The organism is Pantoea sp. 18059, assembly GCF_902706165.1.
GTDB classification, from domain to species: Bacteria; Pseudomonadota; Gammaproteobacteria; order Enterobacterales; family Enterobacteriaceae; genus Pantoea; species Pantoea agglomerans.
This window is the reverse complement of the sequence record NZ_CACSJS010000001.1, coordinates 841,595-867,451: the sequence shown is the minus strand read 5'-3', so window position 1 is coordinate 867,451 and position 25,857 is coordinate 841,595. Positions and strand designations below refer to the sequence as shown.

The following is a 25,857-nucleotide window of genomic DNA, read 5'->3' as shown; positions in this document are numbered from 1 at the left end:
TTGCGATAAGTGATTAAGGAGAGTCAATGAGCGCACTTTTTTTCGCCATACCGTTAACGATCTTCGTGTTATTTGTCGCACCGATCTGGTTATGGCTGCATTACAACAACAAACGCAACGGCGGTTCGGAACTGTCGCAAAGCGAAATCCAGCGCCTGCAGCGCGTGACCCAGGACGCGCAGCGGATGCGCGAACGTATTGACGCGCTGGAAGCGATTCTGGACGCCGAACATCCAAACTGGAGGCAGCCATGATTAAAGGACGCAAGTTGTGGCGCAAGCCAGATGAAGGGAAATTTATGGGTGTCTGCGCAGGCCTGGCAGAGTATCTCGATATTCCGGTTCGTCTGCTGCGTGTCATCGTGGTGTTATCACTGTTCTTTGGCCTGTTTCTCTTTACGGTGATCGCCTACTTTGTGCTGGGTTTTGTACTGGATGTGAAACCCGCCTCTGCCTCCCAGACTGAGCGCCAGCCCAGCGCCAGTGAACTGCTGGATCAGCTGGAGAGCACCCTGCAACGGGATGAGCGTAGCGTGCGCGACCTGGAACGCTATGTGACGTCTGAAACCTTCAGCGTGCGCAGCCGCTTCCGCCAGATTTGATTCTGCTACTGTTATTGCCGGGCCTGTTTCAGGCCCGTTCGCTCACTCAATGGAGGTGTTGATGTCTTTTTCGCGATCCACTGCTTTTCGTCACCGCGCGGCACCTGCATTGAAGTCGGCCGCTAAATTCATCATTATTAATGCTGTTACCTACGGTCCCGCCGGTGTCACTGGCTGGGCAGTGAAATCGGTAGCGCGACGCCCGTTACGTCTGCTGCTGGCTGTGGCGCTTGAGCCATTGCTGAAACGCGTGATGAACCGGGTGGCATCGCGCTTCATCAGGGAGAAAGATGAAAAGACTGCAAACTGAATTGATGGCGTTGATGAACCGTGGCGTTGATCGCCACCTGCGGCTGGCGGTAACCGGATTAAGCCGCAGCGGCAAAACCGCCTTTATCACCTCACTGGTTAATCAGCTTTTAACCGTTCACAGCGGCGCGCGTTTGCCGCTGTTTTCCGTGGTGCGGGATGAGCGCCTGTTAGGCGTAAAGCGGGTACCCCAGCGTGACATGGGCACGGCCCGTTTCACCTATGACGAAGGGCTGGCACAGCTCTACAGCACGCCGCCTGCCTGGCCCACACCCACCCGCGGCGTCAGCGAAATGCGACTGGCGCTGCGTTATCGTCCCAATGATTCGCTGCTGCGTCACCTGAAAGAGACTGCGACACTCTATCTGGAGATTGTCGACTATCCCGGCGAATGGCTGCTGGATCTGCCGATGCTGGCGCAGGATTATCTCGCCTGGTCCCGGCAGATGAACGGTCTGCTGCAGGGCGATCGTGCTGAGTGGGCAAAGCCCTGGCGAACCCTCTGCGAAAAACTCGACCCGCTTGCACCCGCCGATGAAACCCAGCTGGCAGAGATTGCCGCTGCCTGGACCGACTATCTGCATCGCTGTAAATCTGAAGGCTTACACTTTATTCAGCCCGGTCGCTTCGTGCTGCCTGGCGATATGGCAGGCGCCCCCGCGCTGCAGTTCTTCCCCTGGCCGACGGCTGATGAAGCGCAACTCACTAAGCTGGCACAGGCGGACAAGGGCAGTAACTTCAGCATGCTGCAGCAGCGGTTTAACTACTACTGTCAGCATGTGGTGAAAGGTTTCTATAAAAATCATTTCCTGCGTTTTGACCGCCAGATTGTGCTGGTTGACTGCCTGCAACCACTTAACAGCGGACCCCAGGCGTTTAACGATATGCGGCTGGCACTGACGCAGCTGATGCAGAGTTTTCATTACGGTCAGCGAACCCTGTTTCGTCGGCTCTTTTCACCGGTAATCGACAAATTGCTGTTTGCCGCCACCAAGGCCGATCACATCACCAGCGATCAGCACGGCAATATGGTGTCACTGTTGCAGCAGCTGGTGCAGGATGCCTGGCAGAACGCGGCGTTTGAGGGGATTAGCATGGATTGCATCGGGCTGGCGTCGGTGCAGGCGACGCAGAGCGGGCTGGTCGATCACCGGGGCGAGAAGATCCCGGCCCTGCGCGGAAACCGGCTGGATGATGGTGAGCCGCTCACCGTCTATCCGGGTGAAGTCCCGCCGCGTCTGCCTGGTAATGCCTTCTGGCAGCAGCAGGGTTTTCAGTTTGAACAGTTCCGGCCGCAGCAGCTTGACGTCGATCGCCCGCTGCCACATATCCGCATGGATGCCGCGCTGGAATTTTTATTGGGAGATAAATTGCGATGAGTGATCCGCTGAAGCCGCGTATCGATTTTGCCCGTCCGCTGGATGAGAGCAGCACCACGCCGCTGCGCCCGGCGCAGACTTTTGAAGCGGAAGCGCAGGCGGCGTTTCTGGCGGTGCAGGATGAAGAAGTCGCTGTCGAAGAGGAGGGCGCAGGTGAACGGGCGGTGGAGGCTGCGCTGAAACCTAAGCGCAGCCTGTGGCGCAAACTGGTGACCGCTGGCGTGCTGCTGTTTGGCGTCAGCGTGATTGCGCAGGGTGTCCAGTGGACACATGACGCCTGGCTGACCCGCGACTGGTTTTCACTGGGCAGCGGCGTGGCGGGTGGTCTGATCATCCTGGCGGGTGTGGGTGCGCTGACCACCGAGTGGCGTCGTCTCTATCAGTTGCGTCAGCGCGCCGAGGAGCGGGATGTGGGCCGTGAGTTGCTGCACAGTCATGGCATCGGCAAAGGCCGGGCCTTCTGCGAAAAACTGGCGCAGCAGGCAGAGCTGGATCAGGCGCATCCGGCCCTGCAGCGCTGGCATGCCTCGCTGCACGAAACCCACAATGATAGTGAAATTGTCCGCTTATATGCGCAACTGGTGCAGCCGGTGCTGGATCGGCAGGCGCGGCGCGAAATCAGCCGTCATGCTGCTGAAGCCACGCTGATGATTGCGGTCAGCCCGCTGGCGCTGGTGGATATGGCGTTTATCGCCTGGCGTAATCTGCGGCTGGTCAATCGCATTGCGGCTATTTACGGCATTGAGCTGGGCTACTTCAGCCGCATCCGGCTGTTCCGTCTGGTGCTGCTCAACATGGCCTTTGCCGGGGCTTCCGAACTGGTGCGGGAAGTGGGTATGGACTGGATGTCGCAGGATATCGCCGCCCGGCTTTCCACGCGCGCCGCGCAGGGCATTGGCGCGGGTTTGCTGACCGCAAGACTGGGCATCAAAGCGATGGAGCTGTGCCGTCCACTGCCGTGGCTGGAGCAGGATAAACCACGGCTTGGCGATTTCCGTCGTGAGCTGCTGGGCCAGTTGAAAGAGGCGTTGCAGAAGGGCGGCAATAAGTCAGCCTGACGCTCTCGTGACAAATTAAAGGCGGCATTGCCGCCTTTATTCTTTAGTGTGGCTGGCGCAGCACCTGTCGGGAGTCGATGACCAGACACTCACCCGGACAGCCCGACTCATCAGTGATCACCGGATCCGCTGGCAGCGTGTAGGCCATTCCATTTTTCTCCCTGATAAAATGCGCCATCCCGGCAAACATTTGTGACCACTCATCAGGATTTTCTCCGGCAGTACAAAAGTCCGCCATACGCGCCGGAGCTGTCAACTTTTCCTGACACATCCCTTTCTGCAGGTGCGCGACTTAGCGTATTATTGTCTTATCTGAACCTGATTAAGGCGAACGCAATGCGTCTGGAAGTGTTCTGTCAGGACCGACTCGGTCTGACGCGTGAACTGCTCGATCTGCTGGTGGCACGCAACATTGATTTACGCGGTATCGAAATCACGGCGCTGGGCCGCATCTACCTGAACTTTTCTGCACTGGAGTTTGATGCCTTCAGCAATCTGATGGCTGAAATCCGGCGTACACCGGGCGTAACAGATGTGCGCACGGTAGCGTACATGCCCTCTGAACGCGAGCATCGTGCGCTGAGCGCCCTGCTGGTGGCGATGCCGGATCCGGTTTTCTCCATCGATCTGAAAAGCAAGGTTGAACTGGCTAATCCGGCCGCACAGAACCTGTTTAATCTCGATGAAGAGAAGATGCGCAACTTTAGCGCCGGTAATCTGATTAACGGCTTCAACTTCATGCGCTGGCTGGAGAGCGATCGGGTTGAAGCGCAGGCGCAGCATGTGGTCATTGAGGGCCGCGATTTTCTGATGGAAGCGCGTCCTATTTATCTGCCGGGCGAAGAGGGCCAGATCAACAGGCCAGTGGGGGCGATGGTGATGCTGAAGTCGACAGCCCGCATGGGTCGTCAGTTGCAGAATCTGGTGGTCACCGATGAATCGGAGTTTGACCATATCATTGCTGTCACGCCGAAGATGCGTCAGGTGGTGGATCAGGCGCGTAAACTGGCGATGCTTGATGCACCTTTACTGATTGTTGGCGACACCGGCACCGGGAAAGATATGCTGGCACGTGCCTGCCATCTGCGCAGTGCCCGCGGTAAGAATCCCTTTTTGGCGCTCAACTGTGCCTCACTTCCAGATGACGTCGCTGAAAGCGAGCTGTTTGGTCATGCCGCCGGAGCCTATCCGAATGCGCTGGAAGGTAAGAAGGGCTTTTTTGAGCAGGCTAACGGCGGCTCTGTGCTGCTGGATGAGATTGGTGAGATGTCGCCGAGAATGCAGACCAAGCTGCTGCGTTTTCTCAATGATGGCACCTTCCGCCGCGTCGGTGAAGAGCATGAAGTGCATGTCAATGTGCGGGTAATCTGCGCTACGCAGAAAAACCTGATTGAGCTGGTGCAGCGCGGGGAGTTCCGCGAGGATCTCTTTTACCGGCTCAATGTGCTGACGCTGCAACTGCCGCCTCTGCGCGATCGTCCGCAGGATATTCTGCCGCTGACCGAGATGTTTGTTGCCCGCTTTGCGGATGAGCAGGGGATGGCGCGTCCGCGACTCTCGCCGCAACTTAACGCTTTTCTGACTCGCTACGCCTGGCCTGGTAACGTGCGTCAGCTTAAAAATGCGCTTTATCGGGCGTTAACCCAACTGGAAGGTTACGAACTGCGTCCGCAGGATATCGTGTTGCCTGAACAGGCACTGGATGTGTCACTGGGCGATGAGGCGCTGGAAGGGACGCTGGATCAGATCACCAGTCGTTTCGAACGGTCGATTCTGACGCGGCTCTATCTCTCCTATCCCAGCACCCGAAAACTGGCAAAACGGCTTGGTGTGTCGCATACGGCGATTGCGAATAAATTGCGGGAGTATGGTCTGGGGCAGAAGCGCACCGAAAGCGAATAAGGGACGGACTGCAGGTGAGAAGTGGGTAAGCTGATTATCCGTTGGATATGGTCGATAGAGTCTGGCCCATCTGGCTTTGAGGTTGAGCCTGCTCAGGGAACCGGGTCAGATCGGAAAGACGCAAAAGGCGTCATCCCTGACACGCTCGGCACGCGCCTTCCCTGGCGCGTGACGCTTTCCTCTTCTGACCCGGTTCCCTGTGCGTTGAGCTTCTTCGTTGCTGCCAGAACCACCCTGATACGGGCTTGCCAGCAGTTTGAAGCGGATAACCTGGTTATCCGCTTTTTTTATTACTTCAGCGCGGTCAGCGCAGCGTCATAATCAGGCTCAGTGGTGATTTCATCAACCAGCTGGCTGTAGATCACTTTATCGTTCTCATCCAGCACAATTACGGCACGTGCGGTCAGACCTTCCAGCGCACCATCGGCAATTTCCACGCCATAATCATATTTAAACTCTGAGCCGCGCAGCGTCGACAACGTCACCACGTTGTTCAGGTTTTCTGCGCCACAGAAGCGCGACTGGGCAAACGGCAGATCGGCAGAGATGCATAACACCACGGTGTTATTCAGTTCGCTTGCAGCCTGATTGAACTTGCGCACCGATGAAGCACAGACACCGGTATCTACGCTCGGGAAAATGTTCAGAATTTTGCGTTTTCCTGCATACTCAGAGAGCGCGACGTTGACCAGGTTTTTCGCTACCAGCGTGAAAGCTTTGGCTTTATCGCCAGCCTGAGGAAACTGACCAGCAACCGGTACGGCGTTACCCTGAAAATGAACAGTCTGAGACATAGTGATTCCTTTTAATGATAAAAAAGATCTGACACAAAACGGCTAAAGATAGCCGTTGTTTATGACATAAATGTTAAGGGTTTACGAGTTCAATTGTGGAATTTAACGTGGCGGTCTGCCACTGCGTCGCACATTGTGGAGTGGAAATGAGAACGGTAAAAAGTTATCCCGAAGCCTGGCCGTTGCACACGCCGTTTGTCATTGCCCGTGGAACCCGGACTGAAGTCAAAGTGGTGGTGGTTGAAATTGAGGAAGACGGAGTAAAAGGCGTTGGCGAAGCGACGCCTTATGCGCGCTATGGTGAAAGCGAGGCGTCGGTGCTGGCGCAAATCGCCGCGCTGCTGCCCGCGCTGCAACAGGGCATGACGCGCGAGGCGTTACAACAGGCGCTGCCCGCCGGGGCGGCGCGCAACGCCATTGACAGCGCACTATGGGATCTCGCCTCACACCAGCAGCAGAGCAGCCTCTGGCAGCTTAGCGGCGTAACCGCACCTGAGGATGTGGTGACCGCGCAGACCGTCAGCATTGATACTCCCGAGGCGATGGCCAGCAGCGCGCTGGCGCTGTGGCAGCATGGGGCAACACTACTGAAGATTAAGCTGGATAATAATTTCATTACCGAACGGCTGATGGCGATTCGCGCCGCCGTGCCGGACGCGACCCTGATTGTGGATGCCAATGAATCCTGGCACGCTGAAGGTCTGGCGGCGCGCTGTCAGCTGCTGGCGGACATCAATGTGGCGATGCTGGAACAGCCCCTGCCAGCGGGTGAGGATGCGGCGCTGGAGAACTTTATCCATCCATTACCGATCTGCGCCGATGAGAGCTGTCACACCCGTGACAGCCTGGCGTCGCTGCGAGGCCGTTATGAGATGGTCAATATCAAGCTGGATAAAGCGGGCGGGCTGACCGAGGCGCTGGCGCTGGCCGATGCGGCTCAGCAGCAGGGGTTTGCGGTCATGCTCGGCTGCATGCTCTGCACCTCGCGGGCTATACGCGCCGCACTGCCGCTGGTGCCGCAGACTCGCTTTGCCGATCTCGACGGGCCGACCTGGCTGGCGGTGGATGCAGAACCGGCGATTAAAGTGCGCAACGGTCAGCTGATCATTGCTGCCAGCGCAGCAGATTAACCATCATCTCCAGGTAGGTTTCAGTGGCTTCATCCACTGAAATCACCGGCATTTCAGCAGTGACGCAGGGCAGGCTGAGATCTTTACACCAGCTGCCGAATGAGCCTGGCGTGTCATAACCAACGCTGCTGACCCGCGGAAGGCCGGTGTGGCTGGCCAGCCAGCCACCAATCTCTGCCTGATGCGGGTCGTCAATACAGCCCAGCGGTTCATGCCATGAGACGATCCAGCGTGGTTTCAGCTGATGAATCAGCGCGCAGAGCGCCTGGGTTTCCGGTTCAGAAGCCGGATGAGTGCCGGTCGAGAGCGCCACATCACGATCATCGGCAGCGCTGTTCCAGCGATACACCGTCTCGCCTGACTGCCAGTTCGCCGCCGGAAAGTTGCGGTTGAGATCAACGCCGTTAGCGTTCGCGCGCAGCCCGAGCTGACAGCCATCAGGATTGACTGCTAACACCACGTGGTGCCGTCGCATTCCATCAGGCAGCGTCCGTAATGCGGCGGAGAGGGTGGCGATGGCCGCATTCTCATCACCGTGAGTGCCTGCCAGAATCAACCCGCTCTCGGGATCGCCCAGCGGCGCCGGAAACCAGAGCAGCGGCGCACCCAGCACTGAGCGGCCATACTGCTGATAGGGGACGTCCAGTTTGCCGCGCAGGGGACGTGGATGGAGTGGCGACATAGTTATTTCCTCAAAGGGTTTTACTAAAAGTAGCGGAAAAGCCGTGCGCGGAAAATAGCTATTTATCTGTCAGCCATTTGCGCTAAAGTGCCCTGCACAAGTTGCATCGGCAACAGACTGATGCAGCGCTTCTTTGGGGTAAAGGAGTGATAATGGTCAAGACCTTTCGCATGACGCTGGCAGCAATCAGCCTGAGCAGCATCATCACACCCGCCATCGCGGCGAATCCACCCGCTGGCGCACAGCTGGCTGAACAGCAGCAGATCGTTCGCCATATTAAAGATGAACCCGCTTCGCTCGATCCGCTTAAAGCGGTAGGCCTGCCTGAAATTCAGGTGATACGCGATCTGTTTGAAGGACTGACCAATCAGGATGCGCAGGGCAAAATCGTGCCGGGCGTGGCGCAGAGCTGGAGCAGCAGTGATAACAAAACCTGGGTCTTTACGCTGCGTAATAACGCGCGCTGGTCGAACGGTGATCCGGTCACGGCTCAGGATTTTGTCTACAGCTGGCAGCGCCTGGTCGATCCGAAAAACAGTTCAGCCTTTGCCTGGTTCGCGGGCTTAAGCGGTATTCAAAATGCGGCAGCGATAACCAAAGGTGAAATGACGCCCGACAAGCTGGGTGTGGTCGCACAGAGTAAAAACCAGCTTAAGGTGACGCTGGATCGTCCGGTGCCGTGGTTCCCGGCGCTGGTGGCTAACGTGGCGCTTTTCCCGGTGCCGCAGAAAATTATTGCGCAACAGGGTGACAGCTGGACGTCACTCGGCAAACTGGTGGGCAACGGGGCCTTTCAGCTTAGCGAACGCGTAGTGAACGAAAAAATCGTACTGACACGTAATCCTCACTACTGGGATGATGCCCATTCGGTGCTGACGAAAGTGACTTTCGTGCCGATTAATGAAGAGTCGAGCGCCACTAAACGTTATCGATCCAACGATATTGATATCACCGAATCCTTCCCGAAAAACATGTATGCGCTACTGAAGAAAACTCTGCCCGGAGAGGTCTACACACCTGACCAGTTAGGCACCTATTACTACGCGTTTAACACGCAGAAAGGGCCGACGGCCGATGTGCGGGTTCGCAAAGCGCTCTCCTGGTCTATCGACCGGAAAGTGATTGCTGAAAAAGTGCTGGGAACCGGTGAGAAACCGGCGTGGCACTTTACGCCAGATGTGACAGCAGGCTTTAAGCCACTGCCCACGTTCATGCAACAGCACGATCAGAACAGCCTGAATGCACAGGCCAAATCGCTGCTCGCTGCTGCCGGTTACGGTCCCGGCAAGCCGCTGAAACTCAAACTGCTCTACAACACCTCTGAGAGCCACCAGAAGATTGCGATTGCTGTGGCCTCAATGTGGAAAAAGAACCTCGGTGTGGATGTCACGCTGGAGAACCAGGAGTGGAAAACCTATATCGACAGCCGTAACAGCGGAAACTTCGATGTGATCCGCGCCTCGTGGGTCGGTGACTACAATGAACCCTCCACTTTCCTGAATCTGCTGACGTCGGGCAACAGCAGCAACATCGCGCGCTTTAACAACGCGGATTATGATGCGGTTATCGCCAAAGCCAGCCGGGAGACCAGCGATCAGGTACGTAACAGCGATTACAACCGTGCCGAGCAGATCCTGGCTGAGCAGGCTCCGATCGCCCCCATCTATCAGTACACCAATGGCCGCCTGATTAAACCCTGGGTCAAAGGCTATCCCATCACTAACCCTGAAGATGTCGCCTACAGTCGCGAACTGTGGATTGAAAAGCACTGAGTGCAGGTGGCCGGTCAACCGGCCACCCTCTGACATCTTTCTACACAGCCCGGAGATTGCAACTCAACACCGTCACGCTAGACTGTATCGTATTGATTTTAGTAGTGAGGCGACGGTGTGGACGTAATTGAAGGAAAAGCGTTACAGGTTTCAGATGCCATAATTTCCTGCCAGCTGGATGGCAAGGGCGGGATGATCCCGATTGCTGAAGATGAAGTCATCCAGTGTGAGCAGCCCTGCTGGCTCCATCTGAACTATACCCACCGTAAGAGCGCGGAATGGCTGCAGTCGACGACACAAATCCCTGATGCCGTGCGTGACGCCTTAGCGGGCGACAGTATGCGTCCACGCGTCAGCCGGCTGGGCGACGGCTTTATGATCGTGCTGCGCAGCGTCAACCACAACAGCGATGCGCGTCGCGACCAGCTGGTGGTGATGCGGGTATTTATCAACGATAAGCTCATCGTCTCGACCCGGCGGCGTAAAGTTTCTGCTGTCGATGAAGTTCTCACGGATTTGCAGAATGGTAACGGCCCGATTGACTGCGGCAGCTGGCTGGTCGATATCTGTGATGCCCTGACCGATCACACCAGCGAGTTTATCGAAGATTTACATGACAAAATCATTGAGCTGGAAGATGCGCTGCTTGACCAGCGGATGCCGGCACGAGGCGAACTCGGCCTGCTGCGCAAACAGCTGATTGTGATGCGGCGGTATATGGCGCCGCAGCGTGATGTCTATGCGCGGCTGGCCAGTGAAAAACTGGCCTGGATGGATGACACCGAACGCCGCCGGATGCAGGAAATCGCCGATCGGCTGGGACGCGGGCTGGATGATCTGGATGCGGGGGTGGCGCGTACCGCGATTCTGGCTGATGAGGTTGCTTCTGCGATGGCGGAGTCGATGAACCGTCGTACCTATACCATGTCACTGATGGCGATGATTTTTCTGCCAGCCACCTTCCTGACCGGCCTGTTTGGCGTCAACCTGGGGGGTATTCCAGGCGGCGAATGGCGATACGGTTTCTCTATCTTCTGTCTGCTGCTGGTGGCACTGGCCGTCGGGGTAGCGGGATACCTGCGCAAGCGGCGCTGGCTCTAACGTTATGCGTAGCGTATCGGTTATCTGCGCTGAAAATCCCGTAAAGGACGCAAAAGCTGATCGACATCAAGAACCCATTGTCGCTGCTGACGCAAACTCTCTCCCGCAGGTGAATGCAACGTCAAGCGATGGGCGTTGCGCTCCATATTGTCTTACTTCCTAATTTAGAATTAATGCATAGCACATTTAATTCGAAACATGCCGGCCCGTGTGCCGGCTTTTTTTTTGCCCGCCTGGCTGTAACGCCGTTCCTTACCTAAGCTTAAAGTCCATTCGCAACAAAAGGAGTACGGCATGAGCGCGATTCTTAACAGCGAGCCGATCCCCACGGATCCGATCCCGATTCCTGAGCCTATTCCTCAGCCACAACCCCAGCCTGATCCGCCGACAGATCCGGAATTTCCGCCGATAATGGATCCACCACCGCATCGCAACATATAAAAAAAGGGCGTGCTGCCAGCAGCACGCCCTTAACGCTTCCAGCACTTATTTAATCTGAATCACATCCAGACGCGCGCTGGTATCCGGGGCATCCTCTTCATCAGCCCGCCAGCCAACAGGCTGCAGCGGCAGAGATTCCCGGTCAAAGGCGAGATCCCCGCCGTCAACCACCGCATCGCCATGCTTAATGCCTTTAAAATCGAACAGGTTGATATCCGCCATATGTGACGGCACCACATTCTGCATCGCGCTGAACATGGTTTCGATACGGCCAGGATAGCGCTTATCCCAGTCACGCAGCATATCGGCTACCACCTGACGCTGCAGGTTCGGCTGAGAACCGCAGAGGTTACACGGAATAATCGGGAACTGACGCGCTTCTGAGAAGCGGATGATATCTTTCTCGCGGCAGTAAGCCAGCGGACGGATCACAATCTGCTTGCCATCGTCGCTCATCAGCTTTGGTGGCATGCCTTTCATTTTTCCGCCGTAAAACATGTTCAGGAACAGCGTCTGCAGAATGTCATCGCGATGGTGGCCCAGCGCAATTTTAGTACAGCCCAGCTCAGTTGCGACGCGATAGAGAATGCCACGGCGCAGGCGCGAGCAGAGTGAGCAGGTGGTTTTGCCTTCCGGGATCTTATCTTTGACGATGGAGTAGGTATCTTCTTCGATAATCCGATACTCAACGCCCTGCGACTCAAGATATTCCGGCAGGATATGCTCAGGGAAGCCCGGCTGTTTCTGGTCGAGGTTAACGGCAATAAGACTGAAGTTGACCGGCGCACTTTTTTGCAGACTGCGCAAAATTTCCAGCATGGTGTAGCTGTCTTTGCCGCCCGACAGGCAGACCATGATGCGGTCGCCTTCTTCAATCATATTAAAATCTGCAATGGCTTCGCCGACGTTACGACGCAGACGTTTTTGCAGTTTATTGAGGTTGTACTGTTCTTTCTTGTCAACCGTTTGATTATATTGCATTTTTACCTATCTCAAAATCCAGAAAGCGTAGCTAAAGGGCAAATTGCCGTGCGCGTTCAGCCAGACACTTCACTGCGGTGTCACGAATATGCAGCGTATGGTACGGATTGTTGCCGCGAATGCCAGTACTGGAGTGAAGTAATCAGCGGATAGCCGCCCGGGGAGTCCGGCAGAGACTACCCGTTAAGGGGGCAGCGACATAAATCGATGCGGCGGTACTCAGTGAAAAATGAGGGCAGGCCTTACCAGGTCATTACCCAAAAATTGCGGGCTGATGTGTCACGGATAGCGTTCAACTATGCGATATCAGCTGGCTGGCACATCTTTCCACTGGCAATCGATTTCATCATTGTGCGCAGAACAGGATGGCAGTGATGCCTGGTAAGCATCAGCCCGCGCATTCTCTTTTTTTGCCGCACAACCCGCAGTCATAAAAATGATTGTGATAATTAACAGATATTTCATCAGAGCGACCCGTTAACAAAAAAAAGAGAATGCACCGCTATTAATCAATCATGCATAAACGGCGTTCTTTTTATGCTTATCTGATTTGAGAATTTCCTTCGAATTGTTGCTATAAATTCGCAGTGAGTTAAATATCCTGATGCACTGTTAATTTTATTAGCGCCTGAATCTGAAAAACGCTGCTGTTGAATATGCGTTGACACTGCCGGGTTATAATTGGGAATACGTAAGATGCACAGGCATCACTGTTTTTTTGTATCCCATTAAATCTGAATCGATTTTACTGGCACATATCGCCACGTCCAAAACTGTTGCTTTTCAAAGCAGACGGGTGAAATTAAAGCCATTAAAGTGAATGTGAAAGTTAAAAAGGGCGGCTTTAATTTTACACTCATAACTGTTTTTCCTGAGAGACCAGCTGTGACTTCATCGTTCCGCACATCATGGTAATGCGGGCAGCGTAACAAATCGTTAAATTGCTGGCTATATAGGTGAATAAGGACGGAGCAAACTTTAAATTCAATGAGACATCCGGTAAACACTCACGATATAAAAAATTATGGTGTCCGATTTATATTGACGCTGATACTCTTTTTACTCTGCTATGTTGCAGTCATGTATTGCGGCGTTTTGTTGCTGGTAAACCGACACGGATTACTGCATTTCCTGCTGCACTGAATTTATTATTGCTAGCCACAGGCTTTAAAAATCCAGCGATAAGCATGATGTAAAAAATGTCTGAGCATTTCCAGCAAACTTTCAGCGCCTTCCCCCACCAGACACTGTCCGGTCTCAAGCGCATTATTTACGGAATTACGATGATCCAGGATCATCATGATGGCCATAGCGCCCGCAATCAGCGTAAAGATAAGCATGCTTAGTACCGGCCAGCTACTTTTACGTACAGAAGCGGACAGGGTTTCGTCACGATGGTCAGAGTTCTGGCGCATTTTTCACCGGATAAATGGTTACCTTAATAAACAATCACGGATTATGACATTAATTCCCGGCGGGCTCTATATCTCAGGTCAGGCTGCATGATTATGATAATAGATGAATCTGATGGAGAGGGCAGAAGGCAGTGCGTACCGATAACTCCCTTCTGCAACGTCCTGGCGCTGACCGGCCTGTGTTCAGCAGGAATGATCTTTATGGAAAGGAATTTACATCATCTCCAGCGACTGAACTCCTTTGATCTCCATGACCTTATCGTAGAGGTGAGCATCGTTTGACTTGCGGGACAGCGTCACCTGAACACTGAGCTCACACAGACCACTCTCCTCATCCCGGTTAATCACCGTCACATTGCCGTAGCGAATGCCTTCCCGCTGCATGACCAGCAGCACCAGCGGCACACTTTTGGGCTTAAGAAAAACCAGCAGCGTATGATGTTTACCGATGAGAAAATGGCTCAGGCGGCGGAACACTTCCAGCACCACCAGCGCCAGCACCGTGCCATAAATGCCGATCTCATACATGCCGCTGCCAATCACCAGACCAATCGCCGCAGTCACCCATAATCCGGCCGCCGTGGTTAAGCCTTTCACCACCTGCTTCTGAATCATAATGGTGCCTGCGCCAAGGAAACCCATGCCGCTGACTACCTGGGCAGCAATACGGCTGGGATCCAGTGCCACATGGTCACTATTGAGCATATCGGCGAAGCCATATTTCGATACCAGCATAAACATCGCACTGCCGATACCGACCAGAATATGGGTACGCAGTCCCGCTTCTTTGGCCCGCATCTGGCGCTCCATGCCGATCAGGCCGCCGAGAATACCGGCCAGCGCTATGCGAATTAACATATCCATTAACATGGCTTTACTCCGAATTAATAAGGGCCGAAAAAGGGTGACAGTTCAGCGATAACAGGTAAACAAGATAATTCTGCTTGCAAATGACGCCGGAGAATTTTGTAAAAAGCTGTTTCACCTCTCGACCCGTTGTGCTGCCTGACATATGCTGAGCCAGCCTTTTCCCCCACTTCCCGGAGTCCGACTGATGAAAGCAGCCACCTTTTTGCTGGCCGGTGCCGCATTATTACTCTCTGCCTGCAGCAGCAACAGTGATGATAACGAGCCACCGCAACAAGCCACCGCCGCCCACATCCAGCCACGGGTGGTGATGTCTTCCCTGGCAGAAAGCACCTGTTCAAATGCGGGTGGAACGCTGGCATTTTCGCATCAGCTGGATGGCTCAAGAGTGGGGATGTGTCAGTTAGTCAATGGACGTCGCTGTGATGAGCAGGCGTTAATTGGCGGGAATTGCGCGCGCTGATGATCAGGCCGGATTGCTCCGGCCCGCACAGTCAGGCAGAGAGCCGGTTCGGGCAGTTTTCACCCCGGTCGAGCTGGCTGAGATTATTCAGTGTCGTTTCAGAAATGGCGGTCAGCGCTTCGGCGGTTAAAAACGCCTGATGGCCGGTGAACAACACGTTATGGCACGCCGACAGACGGCGGAACACATCGTCCTGAATCACATCATTCGACTTATCTTCAAAGAACAGATCACGTTCATTCTCATAAACATCCATGCCGAGCGCGCCGATTTTCTGCTGTTTCAGCGCGTCAATCGCCGCCTGTGAATCAATCAGACCACCACGACTGGTGTTGATAACCATCACCCCATCACGCATCTGTTTAAACGCGTCGGCGTTGAGCAGATGATGATTCTCCGGCGTCAGCGGACAGTGCAGGGTAATGACGTGGGATTCAGCAAACAGCGTCTTCAGATCGACATATTCCGCGCCCAGTTCCAGCGCCTGCTCACTCGGGTAGGGATCATACGCCAGCAGCCGCATACCAAAACCTTTCAGAATCCGCATCGTCGCAATCCCGATTTTACCGGTACCGATAACACCCGCGGTTTTGTTATGCATGTTGAAACCGGTCAGGCCGTCGAGCGAAAAGTTTGCGTCACGGGTACGCTGATAAGCGCGATGAATACGGCGATTCAGGGTCATCATCAGGCCGATAGTATGTTCAGCGACCGCTTCCGGTGAGTAGGCCGGCACGCGCACCACTTCCAGACCCAGCTCTTTTGCAGCAGCCAGATCAACATTATTGAAACCGGCACAGCGCAGCGCGATATATTTCACACCCAGCCCGGCCAGCTCTTCCAGCACCGGGCGACTGCCGTCATCGTTTACAAAGATACAGACGGCATCGCAACCCACAGCGGTTTTGGCGGTGCTTTCAGAGAGTAAAAAGTCAAAAAAAACTAGTTCAAAGCCGAACTGCTGATTGACCTGCTCAAGGTATTTCTGATCGTAATGTTTGGTGCTGTAAACCGCGATTTTCATCGTTGTGCTCCTGCAGAGGTGATAGAGCAAGGATAACGTTTTCTGACTGACTTTGCTGAAACAGCTGACTTGTGTCCGACGCAGACCTTCACCTCTGGCAGATTACATGCCATCATCGTTGTCAGGATACTGTAAGGAAAAGGATTATGGCTTTTATGCCACGGATGTTCCGGCGACGGCTGGCCGCCATTCTGGCGCTGATTCTGCTGCTGCTCGGCCTGATCTTGACTGTCACGCAATGGCTGCCGCGGCTGGTCGGCATCTGGCTACCTGAAGATACCCGCATTGAGCTGTCGGGCGCACCGCGCTGGCGGGAGGGTGGCCTGTGGTTGCCACAACTTCGTTATCTCGCAGGGGATTGCTCCCTGGCAACGGTAAAGGGGGTATCGCTGGGCTGGCATCAGTCGCGCTGGAAACTGAATGCGTCAGAGCTGACGCTGGATAGCACCTGCCTGCAAAAATTACCGGCCAGTGATGGCAGCACGGCAGCCCCCAAAACGCTGGCCGAATGGCAGGCAATGCTGCCTGGCGCCGACGTTCATCTGGGCAAATTAATTGTTACGCCGTGGCAGACGTATGCGGGCGCGCTGGATCTGACGCTGGAAAAAGATCGTCAGCAACTCAGTTATCAGGGCGATAATCTGCAGCTGGCGGCAACGCTGACTGGTCAGCAGCTCGCTATCAGTCGCCTGACGCTCACCCATCCCGCACTTCCTGAACCCGTCACGCTGAGTGGTCATCTGGCGTTACCCACTTTTGCCACTGATCTGCCAGTGAATGGCGAGGTGACCGGACAGCTGGCGCTGGACGCGCTGCCGCATCCCCTGAAGCTGACGCTTAACTGGCAGCAGCAGCAGGGCGAGTTACGCGTGGCAATGGCCGAAGTGACCAGGCCGCTTCTCAGACTGCCGTGGCAGATCAGCCGCGATCAGATTCGGATTGAAAAGGGCGAATACTTCTGGCCGCTGGAGGCTCAGCCGCTATCAGGGTTTGTTAACCTGACGCTGGATAACTGGCAGTCTGGCCTTGAAAGTAGCCAGATTAGCGGTCGCGTTAACCTGCTGACCCAGGGACGCGGCGGCAAGGGTAACGTGGTGCTCGGCGTTGGTCCCGGCAACCTCAGCCTGACCAACAGCAACCTGCCGTTTCAGCTAACCGGCGAAAGCAAGCTGGCCGACCTGCAACTTTACGGCTCCATTCCGGGCGTGCTCAGCGGCTCGATCCTCGATCCTCAACTGGTGCTGCAACCTAAATCGCTGCTGCGCCTGCGGGGCCGGTTGCTGTCAACGCTGGAAGTGGACGAAGCGCGCTGGCCGCTGGCGGGCGTACGACTCTCCTCGCAGGGTATTGATGGCCGCCTGCAGGCCATTCTGAATACGCACGATGCCAGTTTTGGCCGCTTCCGGTTGCATCTCAATGGCCGCGCCAATGATTTCTGGCCCGATAAGGGCGAATGGAACTGGCGCTACTGGGGAGGTGGCGAGATGCTGCCGCTGCAGGCGCGCTGGGATGTTAAAGGCACGGGCGGCTGGCACGACACCCTGATCCATCTGGATACCTTGTCCACCGGTTTTAATCAGCTGGCGTATGGCAGTGTCAACGTTGCAAAACCGCGTCTGACACTAACTAAACCGGTAAACTGGCAGCGTGATGCGGCGCATCCGGCGTTCAATGGGCATTTCCGCCTGCAGGCAGGAGAGACCCGCTTCAGCTATGGCGGACATCTGGCAGACTCCACGCTCGACTTTGAGGCTAAAGGTCGTGATCCCGGCTATTTTATCTGGCGAGGCAGTTTACAGGCGGGCAAGGTTGGCCCGCTGCGGGTTAACGGCCGCTGGGATGGCGAACGGCTGCGCGGCCAGGCCTGGTGGCCGGCACAGTCGCTGACGGTGTTTCAGCCGTTGCTCAGCCCCGACATGAAAATGCAGATCCAGGGCGGCCGTTTGCAGGCACAGGTCGCTTTTTCCGCCGCAAGTGAACAGGGTTTCCAGGCGGGAGGCCACTGGACGGTAAAACAGGGCAGCATCTGGACGCCTGACAGCCAGGTTAACGGTATCGACTTCTCGCTGCCGTTCAGATTCCATGAGCAGCAATGGCAGTTTGGTCAGCATGGCCCGGTATCACTGCGCATTGCCGAGGTTAAGAACCAGTTTGCGATGCAGAATATTCGCGCTGACCTGCAGGGTAACTGGCCGTGGTCCGAACAGGCGCCGCTGACGTTGCAGGATGTCAGCCTTGATCTGCTGGGCGGACAAATTACGCTGCCCGCTTTGCGCATGCCGCAGCATGAGCCAGCCCGGGTGTCGCTGCGCAATATCAGCCTCAGCGAGCTGGTGACGGCGCTGAAACCTAAACAGTTTGCCATGTCGGGCAAGGTCAACGGTGAGCTGCCGCTGTGGCTCAATAATCCACACTGGCTGGTGGAGAAAGGGTGGATTGCCAACAGCGGTCCGCTGACCTTCCGGCTGGATAAAGATATGGCGGATGCGATTACCCGCAATAACGTGGCGACGGGCGCCGCGCTGGACTGGTTACGTTATATGGAAGTCTCCCGCAGCTGGGCCACGATCAATCTGGATAATCTTGGCGACCTCACCATGGAGGCGCAGGTGCAGGGCGTCAGCCAGTTCAGTAACCGTCGTCAGACGGTTAATCTCAACTATCATCATCAGGAAAACCTGTTTCAGCTCTGGCGCAGCCTGCGCTTTGGCGATAATTTGCAATCCTGGTTAGAGCAACATGCGAATTTGCCATCCAACAAGGACACTTCACCATGAGCCTGAGGGCATTACTGGTTCTGGCAGCCGGACTGCTGAGTATCGGCTGCGTGCCGCGCATTGAAGTCACGGCACCTAAAGATCCCATCACCATCAACATGAACGTGAAAATCGAACATGAGATCCACATCAAAGTCGATAAAGACGTGGAAGCGCTATTGAAAAACCAGAGCGGTCTGTTCTGAGGAGAGCTACGATGAAACGCATAAGCGCGGTGCTGTTCCTCGCTCTGACGATGGCGCAGCCTGCCTGGGCACTGACGCTGGATCAGGCGCGGCAATCGGGGCGGGCAGGTGAAACGCTCTCCGGCTATCTGGCGGCACGTGCGCAGGATAGTGAAACGCTGGCGCTGGTGCAGCGTATTAATGCCGGACGTCAGCAGGAGTATCAGCGACTGGCAGAACAGAATAATCTCTCCACGGCCGATGTCGCCAGTATTGCCGGACAGAAGCTGGTGAGCCGTGCGGCAGGGGGGGAGTATGTGCGCGGCATTAACGGTCAGTGGCTGAGAAAAACGGCAGAGAGCAGTCAGTAACCGGCGAAAAAAAACCGGGCGCATGGCCCGGTCTTTTACAGCGTCATCCTGAGATGAGTGAGACTTATGCCGTCACGATCTGCTTGATAGCGTCTTTCGCTTCAGCGGTCGCTTTGCTGGCCACTTCCGGACCGTAAGCGATGCCTTCAGCAAACACGAACTCAACGTCAGTGATGCCGATGAAGCCCAGGAACAGCTTGACGTAAGGGGTCAGCAGGTCAGTTGGGGTATCTTTGTGAATGCCGCCACGGCTGGAGATAACGACTGCCGTTTTGCCTTTAACCAGACCTTCCGGGCCTGCTTCGGTGTAACGGAACGTTACGCCAGCACGAGCAATCAGGTCGAAATAGTTTTTCAGCTGCGTCGGGATGTTGAAGTTGTACATCGGCGCGGCAATCACCACTTCATCATGAGCCTGCAGTTCTGCAATCAGTTCATCAGACAGGTCCAGAGCCTCCTGCTGACGAGGTGACAGCGGGGTATCAGAGGGACGCATTGCACCCACTAACTCGCCATCCAGTACCGGGATCGGGTTAGCCGCCAGGTCACGTACGGTAACCTCTTTACCCTGGGCCTTTGCCTGTTCGATGTAGAAGTCAGCGAGCTGGCTTGATTGTGAGTAGCCTGCAAGAATGCTTGATTTCAGAACTAAAACTTTGCTCATGGTGGTTTCCTGTCTGTTACGCGGAAGACTTTCCGCTCAATGGTTTACACTCTACGGTTATCGATGGCGCGGTGAAAGCGCAATATTTCGAGACCCATGTTCGAATTTATTGAATAAGCGTAACCGGGGCCATCCGCCGGAACAGTTCAGAATGTGCTATGATGCGCGCAATTATTTTTATTGAATCAGCTGGTTATCCCGGCTTGCAGGGCGCTGCTTCAGGCAGCGACACCGTCTGAGTAAGGTACGTCACTATTATGTCATCTCCCGATACTTCCCCACTGGCAGCGCTCTGGTCACGCCTCGACGGTGTAATGCTGCGCGATCGCCAGCGGTTACAGCGCCGTTTACAGGGTGCCAGAAAAGCTAAAAACCCCGAGGCACAGCAGGGCATTGCCAGCGAGCTTGAGCAGGACTTTATCGCTGCCGAGCAGCGCGTGGCCCAGCGCCGTGCGGCCACGCCAGCCATTACCTTCCCGGACAATCTGCCGGTCAGTCAGAAGCAGCAGGATATTGCTGAGGCGATTCGCGATCACCAGGTAGTGATTGTCGCCGGTGAAACCGGCTCGGGCAAAACCACGCAGCTGCCGAAAATCTGTCTGGCGCTGGGACGTGGTGTGACGGGTCTGATTGGTCATACGCAGCCGCGCCGTCTGGCCGCACGTACCGTGGCGAATCGCATTGCCGATGAACTCAGCACTTCGCTGGGCGGCTGCGTCGGCTATAAAGTACGGTTTAACGACCAGGTCAGTGACCTGACGCAGATTAAACTGATGACCGACGGGATTCTGCTGGCGGAGATCCAGCAGGATCGTCTGCTGATGCAATATGACACCATCATTATTGATGAAGCGCACGAACGCAGCCTGAATATCGATTTCCTGCTCGGTTATCTGCGTGAGCTGCTGCCGCGTCGGCCCGATCTGAAAGTGATTATCACTTCCGCCACCATCGATCCACAGCGTTTCTCGCGTCATTTCAATAATGCGCCGGTGATTGAAGTCTCAGGCCGGACCTATCCGGTTGAAGTGCGCTATCGGCCGGTGATCGAAGAGGCGGATGATGGCGATCGTGACCAGCTGCAGGCGATTTTTGATGCCGTAGATGAGCTGGGCCGGGAAAGTCGGGGCGATATCCTGATCTTCATGAGTGGTGAGCGTGAAATACGTGATACCGCCGACGCGCTGAACAAACGCGATCTGCCACACACCGAAGTGCTGCCGCTCTATGCACGGCTGTCGAACGCTGAACAGAACCGGGTGTTTCAGTCGCACAGTGGCCGTCGTATCGTGCTGGCGACCAACGTCGCGGAAACCTCGCTGACGGTGCCTGGGATTAAATATGTGATCGATCCCGGTACGGCGCGTATCAGTCGTTACAGTTTCCGTACCAAAGTGCAGCGCCTGCCGATTGAACCGATATCACAGGCGTCTGCCAACCAGCGTAAAGGGCGTTGCGGCCGCGTATCAGACGGTATCTGTATCCGTCTCTACGCGGAAGATGACTTCCTGAGTCGTCCGGCCTTTACCGATCCTGAAATCCTGCGCACCAACCTGGCGTCAGTGATCCTGCAGATGACCTCGCTGGGCCTCGGCGATATCGCCGCCTTCCCGTTTGTGGAAGCGCCCGATAAGCGCAATATCCAGGATGGCGTCCGCCTGCTGGAAGAGCTGGGCGCGCTGACCCTGAACGAAGAGACCGGTCACTACAAGCTCACCGGTTCCGGGCGTCAGCTGGCGCAGTTGCCGGTGGATCCCCGCCTGGCGCGGATGGTGCTGGAAGCGCAGAAATTTGGCTGCGTGCGCGAAGTGATGATTATCACCGCTGGCCTGTCGATTCAGGACCCGCGTGAGCGTCCGGCAGATAAAAAGCAGGCGTCCGATGAGAAGCACCGGCGCTTTGCCGACAAAGACTCCGACTTCCTCGCCTATGTGAATCTCTGGAACTACCTGGCGGAGCAGCAGAAAGCGCTGTCCGGGAATGTTTTCCGCCGCCAGTGCAAAAGCGATTTCCTTAACTATCTGCGCGTGCGGGAATGGCAGGATATCTACACCCAGTTGCGGCAGGTGGTGCGTGAACTGGGCATTCCGGTTAACAGTGAACCGGCTGAGCTGCAGCCCGTCCACTGCGCGCTGTTAAGCGGTCTGCTGTCGCATATCGGGCAGAAAGACACCGATAAGCAGGAGTATACCGGCGCGCGCAATACCCGCTTCGCGATCTTCCCTGGCTCCGGGCTGTTTAAAAAGCCGCCGAAGTGGACCATGGTGGCGGAACTGGTCGAGACCAGCCGCCTGTGGGGCCGCACGGCGGGCCGTATTGAACCGGAGTGGATTGAGCCGCTGGCACAGCATCTGATCAAGCGCAGCTACAGTGAACCGCACTGGGAGAAATCGCAGGGCGCGGTGATGGCCACCGAAAAAGTCACGCTCTATGGCCTGCCGATTGTCGCCGCCCGTAAAGTTAACTATGGCAGCATCGATCCCACCCTGAGCCGTGAACTGTTTATTCGTCACGCGCTGGTGGAGGGCGACTGGCAGACCCGGCACGCCTTCTTCCGCGCAAACCAGAAGCTGCGCAGCGAAGTGGAAGATCTGGAACACAAATCCCGTCGCCGCGACATTCTGGTTGATGACGAAACGCTGTTTGCTTTTTATGACCAGCGCATTGGCAAAGAGGTGGTCTCGGCGAAGCATTTCGACAGCTGGTGGAAACAGGCCAGTCGCGAAAACGCAGAACTGCTGAATTTCGACAAGCAGATGCTGATCAAAGAGGGCGCGGATAAAGTCAGTCAGCTCGACTACCCCAACTTCTGGCATCAGGGCAACCTCAAACTTAAGCTGAGTTATCAGTTTGAGCCTGGCGCAGATGCGGATGGCGTGACGGTACATATTCCGCTGCCGCTGCTGAACCAGGTAGAGGATAGCGGTTTTGAGTGGCAGATCCCCGGTGTACGCCGTGAACTAATCATCGCACTGATTAAGTCGCTGCCCAAGCCGCTGCGACGCAACCTGGTGCCGGCGCCCAACTACGCCGAAGCGTTCTTAGGAAGAGTGAAAGCGATGGAGATGCCGCTGCCTGATGCGCTGGCGCGGGAATTTCGCCGCATGACCGGCGTCACGCTGGAGCGGGAAAGCTGGCAGTGGGAACAGGTGCCCGATCATCTGAAAATGACGTTCCGGGTAGTCGACGAGCACAACCGTAAACTGCTGGAAGGCAAAGATCTCACTGCGCTTAAGGCACAGCTGAAAGACAAAGTGCAGGAAACGCTGTCGAAAGTGGCGGATGACGGGCTGGAGCAGAGCGGGCTGCATATCTGGAGTTTTGGCGATCTGCCACGCAGTTATGAACAGAAGCGCGGCAGCTACCAGGTTAAAGCCTGGCCTGCGCTGGTCGACGAGAAAGAGAGCGTCGCCATTCGTCTGTTTGACAGCGAGCAGGAGCAGCAAAAAATGATGTGGCGCGGTCAGCGTCGTCTGCTGCTGCTGAATGTGCCGTCACCGGTTAAGTATCTGCACGAGAAGCTGCCGAACAAAGCCAAGCTCGGACTTTACTTTAACCCTTATGGCAAAGTGCTGGAGCTGATTGACGACTGCATCGCCTGTGGCATCGACAAGCTGATGGGGGAAGCGGGCGGACCGGCCTGGGATCAAACCTCTTTTGAGCAGTTGCGTGACAAAGTGCGCGGCGAACTTAACGAAACCGTGGTGACCATCGCGAAGCAGGTCGAGCAGATCCTGACGGCAGTCTTCAACATTAATAAGCGTCTGAAGGGCCGGGTCGATATGACCATGGCGCTGGCGTTATCTGACATCAAAGCGCAGTTAAGTGGCCTGGTTTATCGCGGCTTTGTCACCGGCAACGGCTGGCAGCGACTGGCCGATACGCTGCGTTATCTGCATGGGATTGAGCGCCGACTGGAAAAACTGCCTGCCGATCCGCACAGCGATCGTGCGCGGATGTTAAAAGTACAGGCAGTGGAACAGGCTTATCAGGCGTGGCGCAACAAGTTGCCGCCGCAGCGTCAGGATGATGAAGAGGTGCAAAATATCCGCTGGATGATCGAAGAGCTGCGTATCAGTTACTTTGCTCAGCAGCTGGGTACGCCTTATCCCATCTCAGATAAGCGTATTCTGCAGATGATGGAGCAGATAGCGGGTTAAACGCCGGGATGCGCGCCGTAACCGGCGCGCATCCGATGATGGGGAGTGAGAGTGCGGACTACTGCGCCAGGGATTCCAGCTTATCTTTAAACGAGGTGACCGAAATCGCGCGGTTATCAGCCAGGTAGCGATCTTTCGCAGCCGGTGCTGAGCTTTGTACCGCGATTAACTGCCAGCCTTTATCGCTGTTGAGCAGCAGTGGCGAACCACTGTCACCTGGCAGGGTGTCACACTGATGCGACAGCACGGCGCGCTGCGCCCAGCCGGTGATCAGGCAATCGCTGTGGGAGTAAAGCGTGTCCAGATGATCAGCCGGATAGCCTGCCTGCGTCACTTTGCGTCCGGTCAGCTTCAGCGCCGCAGTGAGATCGCTGCGTGAGCCATCGAACAGCGGAATAGGCGTAATCGCTGAGGGCGGATTGCGTAAAATCACGATGCCGTAATCATAGGGGGCTGCACTGCTCGGCACGATCCAGCCTTCACCATCCGCTTTTAACTTTGACGCCAGCGAGGGTTCAACCCGCGCATCAATATCATGAAGCTCGTAGCGCCAGCCTTTATCGCTGGCCATAAATCGCAGCGCAACCGGCTTATCGAAATTACCCGGCGGGGCAAGCAGGCAGTGTCCGGCGGTCAGCGCCAGATGCGGAGAGATGAGTGTGGCAGTACAGAGGTTGCCGCTTTCGGTTTCCAGCTGACCAATGGCATCCCAGGGGGCAGCGGTAATATCGGTGATTGCCTGGCGATGATCCTTACCGAAAAACAGCATCTTAATTTCAGCAGGAGTAGGCGAGTCATCGTCATCATCGGCATGAACCGTGGTGGCAAAGCTGAAGAGTCCAACCATTAACAGGGTAGCCAGGCGCATAGAAATCTCAATGGCGAGAAAAAATTAACGTTATTGTTATTACGTAAGTACGGTAACTATAGTCGGTGAGCGTTGAAAAAGGGAGTTTTATTGGTTAATCAGTACGCTACAGCGGTTAAACAAAAAAGCTTGCTGCAACAATGCCACACAGGATCATCACCAGCAGAATAATTTCGAAGCGATAGCGACGCACCATATCATCCACTCCAGTAAAGAAACACCCGGCAGAACCGGGTGTTTTTAATCATCATCTCGTGGCCGTGCGCTGAAGGCGACCTTAGTTTTTAGCTGCTGGTTTCACAACTTTTTTGTGGTGAACTTTTTTAGCAGCCTGAGCTTTCTGTGCAGCTGGTTTAGCTACTTTTTTGTGGTGAACTTTTTTAGCAGCCTGGGCTTTCTGAGCGGCTGGCTGAGTGGCTTTTTTGTGGTGAACTTTTTTAGCGGCCTGGGCTTTCTGAGCAGCTGGTTTAGTGGCTTTTTTGTGGTGAACTTTTTTAGCGGCCTGGGCTTTCTGAGCAGCTGGTTTAGTGGCTTTTTTGTGGTGAACTTTTTTAGCAGCCTGCGCTTTCTGCGCGGCATCTTTTTTCACAGCTTTTTTGTGGTGTTTCTTAGCAGCCTGCGCTTTCTGAGCCGCTTTATGGTGTTTCTTGTGCGCAGTTTTGTGAACGGTTTTAGCCGGTGCTGCAGCGGTAGTAGTGGTTGTTGCGGCTGGCGCAGCAGCTGGAGCAGCTGTGGTGTCAGCAGCGAAAGCAACAGAAGACATACCCATAGCAGCGGCGACAACCAGTGCAAATAATTTTTTCATTGCAAATCCCTCGAAGACTATTTTTTCATGTGTAGCCCACTGCGGGGCCGGTGAAGAGACTATAGGGATATCAATGAACGGTGTCCGTGGGTGTTTGGTATCGGCGTGTAACCGATTGTACAAAGGCGG

General features: G+C 55.4%; 24 protein-coding genes. 14 read left to right on the top strand and 10 right to left on the bottom strand.

Annotated features, from left to right (window positions below):
- Positions 1–26 precede the first annotated feature (26 nt).
- From pspB to GVJ63_RS04045, 5 genes are all read left to right on the top strand, one after another.
- Entirely contained in the window at positions 27–254 is a 228-nt protein-coding gene (pspB, locus tag GVJ63_RS04065; RefSeq protein WP_010244592.1) for an envelope stress response membrane protein PspB, read from the top strand.
- A complete protein-coding gene (pspC, locus tag GVJ63_RS04060; RefSeq protein ID WP_010244595.1) occupies positions 251–601 on the top strand; it encodes an envelope stress response membrane protein PspC in 351 nt (116 codons plus the stop codon). The genes pspB and pspC overlap by 4 nt, the downstream gene beginning before the upstream one ends.
- 61 nt (positions 602–662) lie before the next feature.
- Positions 663–911, top strand: a complete 249-nt coding sequence (pspD, locus tag GVJ63_RS04055) for a phage shock protein PspD (protein WP_010670225.1) — start codon at positions 663–665, stop codon at positions 909–911.
- Positions 892–2,289 (top strand): YcjX family protein, encoded by a 1,398-nt coding sequence (locus tag GVJ63_RS04050; protein ID WP_010244602.1) that lies wholly within the window; start codon positions 892–894, stop codon positions 2,287–2,289. The genes pspD and GVJ63_RS04050 overlap by 20 nt, the downstream gene beginning before the upstream one ends.
- Positions 2,286–3,347 (top strand): YcjF family protein, encoded by a 1,062-nt coding sequence (locus GVJ63_RS04045; RefSeq protein WP_033787738.1) that lies wholly within the window; start codon positions 2,286–2,288, stop codon positions 3,345–3,347. Before GVJ63_RS04050 ends, GVJ63_RS04045 begins: the two co-directional genes overlap by 4 nt.
- A 43-nt stretch (positions 3,348–3,390) precedes the next feature.
- Here GVJ63_RS04045 and GVJ63_RS04040 read toward each other — a convergent pair whose 3' ends face one another.
- A complete protein-coding gene (locus tag GVJ63_RS04040) occupies positions 3,391–3,603 on the bottom strand; it encodes a hypothetical protein (protein WP_153020891.1) in 213 nt (70 codons plus the stop codon).
- Between the two features lie 80 nt (positions 3,604–3,683).
- On the opposite strand from GVJ63_RS04040, the gene tyrR reads away from it, so the two are divergent.
- Positions 3,684–5,249 (top strand): transcriptional regulator TyrR, encoded by a 1,566-nt coding sequence (tyrR, locus tag GVJ63_RS04035; protein WP_010244616.1) that lies wholly within the window; start codon positions 3,684–3,686, stop codon positions 5,247–5,249.
- Between the two features lie 290 nt (positions 5,250–5,539).
- On the opposite strand, the gene tpx is transcribed toward tyrR, so the two are convergent.
- Complete coding sequence (gene tpx / locus GVJ63_RS04030) at positions 5,540–6,043, bottom strand: thiol peroxidase (protein WP_010244619.1); 504 nt, start codon at positions 6,041–6,043, stop codon at positions 5,540–5,542.
- 146 nt (positions 6,044–6,189) lie between these two features.
- Between tpx and ycjG the strand changes: the two genes are divergently transcribed.
- Complete coding sequence (gene ycjG / locus GVJ63_RS04025; RefSeq protein WP_062757722.1) at positions 6,190–7,173, top strand: L-Ala-D/L-Glu epimerase; 984 nt, start codon at positions 6,190–6,192, stop codon at positions 7,171–7,173.
- On the opposite strand, the gene mpaA is transcribed toward ycjG, so the two are convergent.
- Positions 7,148–7,855 carry a murein tripeptide amidase MpaA gene (gene mpaA / locus GVJ63_RS04020; RefSeq protein WP_033757784.1) on the bottom strand — a complete coding sequence of 236 codons (708 nt, stop codon included), beginning with the start codon at positions 7,853–7,855 and terminating at the stop codon, positions 7,148–7,150. The genes ycjG and mpaA overlap by 26 nt on opposite strands.
- A gap of 152 nt (positions 7,856–8,007) precedes the next feature.
- Here mpaA and GVJ63_RS04015 point away from each other — a divergent pair, with 152 nt between their 5' ends.
- Together GVJ63_RS04015 and zntB are read left to right on the top strand one after the other, a co-directional pair.
- On the top strand, positions 8,008–9,627 hold the full coding sequence (locus GVJ63_RS04015) for an ABC transporter substrate-binding protein (protein WP_159226454.1): 1,620 nt from the start codon (positions 8,008–8,010) through the stop codon (positions 9,625–9,627).
- 117 nt (positions 9,628–9,744) lie between these two features.
- On the top strand, positions 9,745–10,728 hold the full coding sequence (gene zntB, locus GVJ63_RS04010; protein ID WP_010244630.1) for a zinc transporter ZntB: 984 nt from the start codon (positions 9,745–9,747) through the stop codon (positions 10,726–10,728).
- Between the two features lie 486 nt (positions 10,729–11,214).
- On the opposite strand, the gene ttcA is transcribed toward zntB, so the two are convergent.
- From ttcA to GVJ63_RS03995, 3 genes are all read right to left on the bottom strand, one after another.
- Positions 11,215–12,150 carry a tRNA 2-thiocytidine(32) synthetase TtcA gene (gene ttcA / locus GVJ63_RS04005; RefSeq protein ID WP_022625601.1) on the bottom strand — a complete coding sequence of 312 codons (936 nt, stop codon included), beginning with the start codon at positions 12,148–12,150 and terminating at the stop codon, positions 11,215–11,217.
- Between the two features lie 1,154 nt (positions 12,151–13,304).
- Positions 13,305–13,565 (bottom strand): hypothetical protein, encoded by a 261-nt coding sequence (locus GVJ63_RS04000; RefSeq protein WP_022625602.1) that lies wholly within the window; start codon positions 13,563–13,565, stop codon positions 13,305–13,307.
- Positions 13,566–13,778: 213 nt separating this feature from the next.
- Entirely contained in the window at positions 13,779–14,435 is a 657-nt protein-coding gene (locus GVJ63_RS03995) for an MgtC/SapB family protein (protein WP_010244641.1), read from the bottom strand.
- Between the two features lie 184 nt (positions 14,436–14,619).
- Between GVJ63_RS03995 and GVJ63_RS03990 the strand changes: the two genes are divergently transcribed.
- Complete coding sequence (locus tag GVJ63_RS03990; protein WP_003853763.1) at positions 14,620–14,895, top strand: DUF333 domain-containing protein; 276 nt, start codon at positions 14,620–14,622, stop codon at positions 14,893–14,895.
- Positions 14,896–14,926: 31 nt separating this feature from the next.
- On the opposite strand, the gene GVJ63_RS03985 is transcribed toward GVJ63_RS03990, so the two are convergent.
- Positions 14,927–15,919, bottom strand: coding sequence for a 2-hydroxyacid dehydrogenase (locus GVJ63_RS03985; RefSeq protein ID WP_010244644.1), 993 nt, complete (start codon positions 15,917–15,919; stop codon positions 14,927–14,929).
- Between the two features lie 146 nt (positions 15,920–16,065).
- Here GVJ63_RS03985 and GVJ63_RS03980 point away from each other — a divergent pair, with 146 nt between their 5' ends.
- The 3 genes from GVJ63_RS03980 to GVJ63_RS03970 are packed head-to-tail and all read left to right on the top strand — an operon-like array spanning position 16,066 to position 19,231.
- Entirely contained in the window at positions 16,066–18,696 is a 2,631-nt protein-coding gene (locus GVJ63_RS03980) for a YdbH family protein (RefSeq protein ID WP_159226453.1), read from the top strand.
- Positions 18,693–18,881 carry a YnbE family lipoprotein gene (locus tag GVJ63_RS03975; protein WP_009090058.1) on the top strand — a complete coding sequence of 63 codons (189 nt, stop codon included), beginning with the start codon at positions 18,693–18,695 and terminating at the stop codon, positions 18,879–18,881. Before GVJ63_RS03980 ends, GVJ63_RS03975 begins: the two co-directional genes overlap by 4 nt.
- An 11-nt stretch (positions 18,882–18,892) precedes the next feature.
- On the top strand, positions 18,893–19,231 hold the full coding sequence (locus tag GVJ63_RS03970; protein ID WP_033767337.1) for a YdbL family protein: 339 nt from the start codon (positions 18,893–18,895) through the stop codon (positions 19,229–19,231).
- A 64-nt stretch (positions 19,232–19,295) separates the two neighbouring features.
- Here the strand turns inward: GVJ63_RS03970 and azoR are convergent, their stop codons facing one another.
- A complete protein-coding gene (azoR, locus tag GVJ63_RS03965; RefSeq protein WP_010244651.1) occupies positions 19,296–19,895 on the bottom strand; it encodes an FMN-dependent NADH-azoreductase in 600 nt (199 codons plus the stop codon).
- 257 nt (positions 19,896–20,152) lie between these two features.
- Here azoR and hrpA point away from each other — a divergent pair, with 257 nt between their 5' ends.
- Positions 20,153–24,055 (top strand): ATP-dependent RNA helicase HrpA, encoded by a 3,903-nt coding sequence (gene hrpA / locus GVJ63_RS03960; protein WP_033767334.1) that lies wholly within the window; start codon positions 20,153–20,155, stop codon positions 24,053–24,055.
- Positions 24,056–24,113: 58 nt separating this feature from the next.
- Here the strand turns inward: hrpA and GVJ63_RS03955 are convergent, their stop codons facing one another.
- Positions 24,114–24,923 carry a serine protease gene (locus GVJ63_RS03955; RefSeq protein ID WP_010670211.1) on the bottom strand — a complete coding sequence of 270 codons (810 nt, stop codon included), beginning with the start codon at positions 24,921–24,923 and terminating at the stop codon, positions 24,114–24,116.
- 277 nt (positions 24,924–25,200) lie between these two features.
- Positions 25,201–25,728: an acid resistance repetitive basic protein Asr gene (asr, locus tag GVJ63_RS03950; RefSeq protein WP_072014592.1), complete on the bottom strand. Its 528-nt coding sequence runs from the start codon at positions 25,726–25,728 to the stop codon at positions 25,201–25,203.
- Positions 25,729–25,857: the final 129 nt, after the last annotated feature.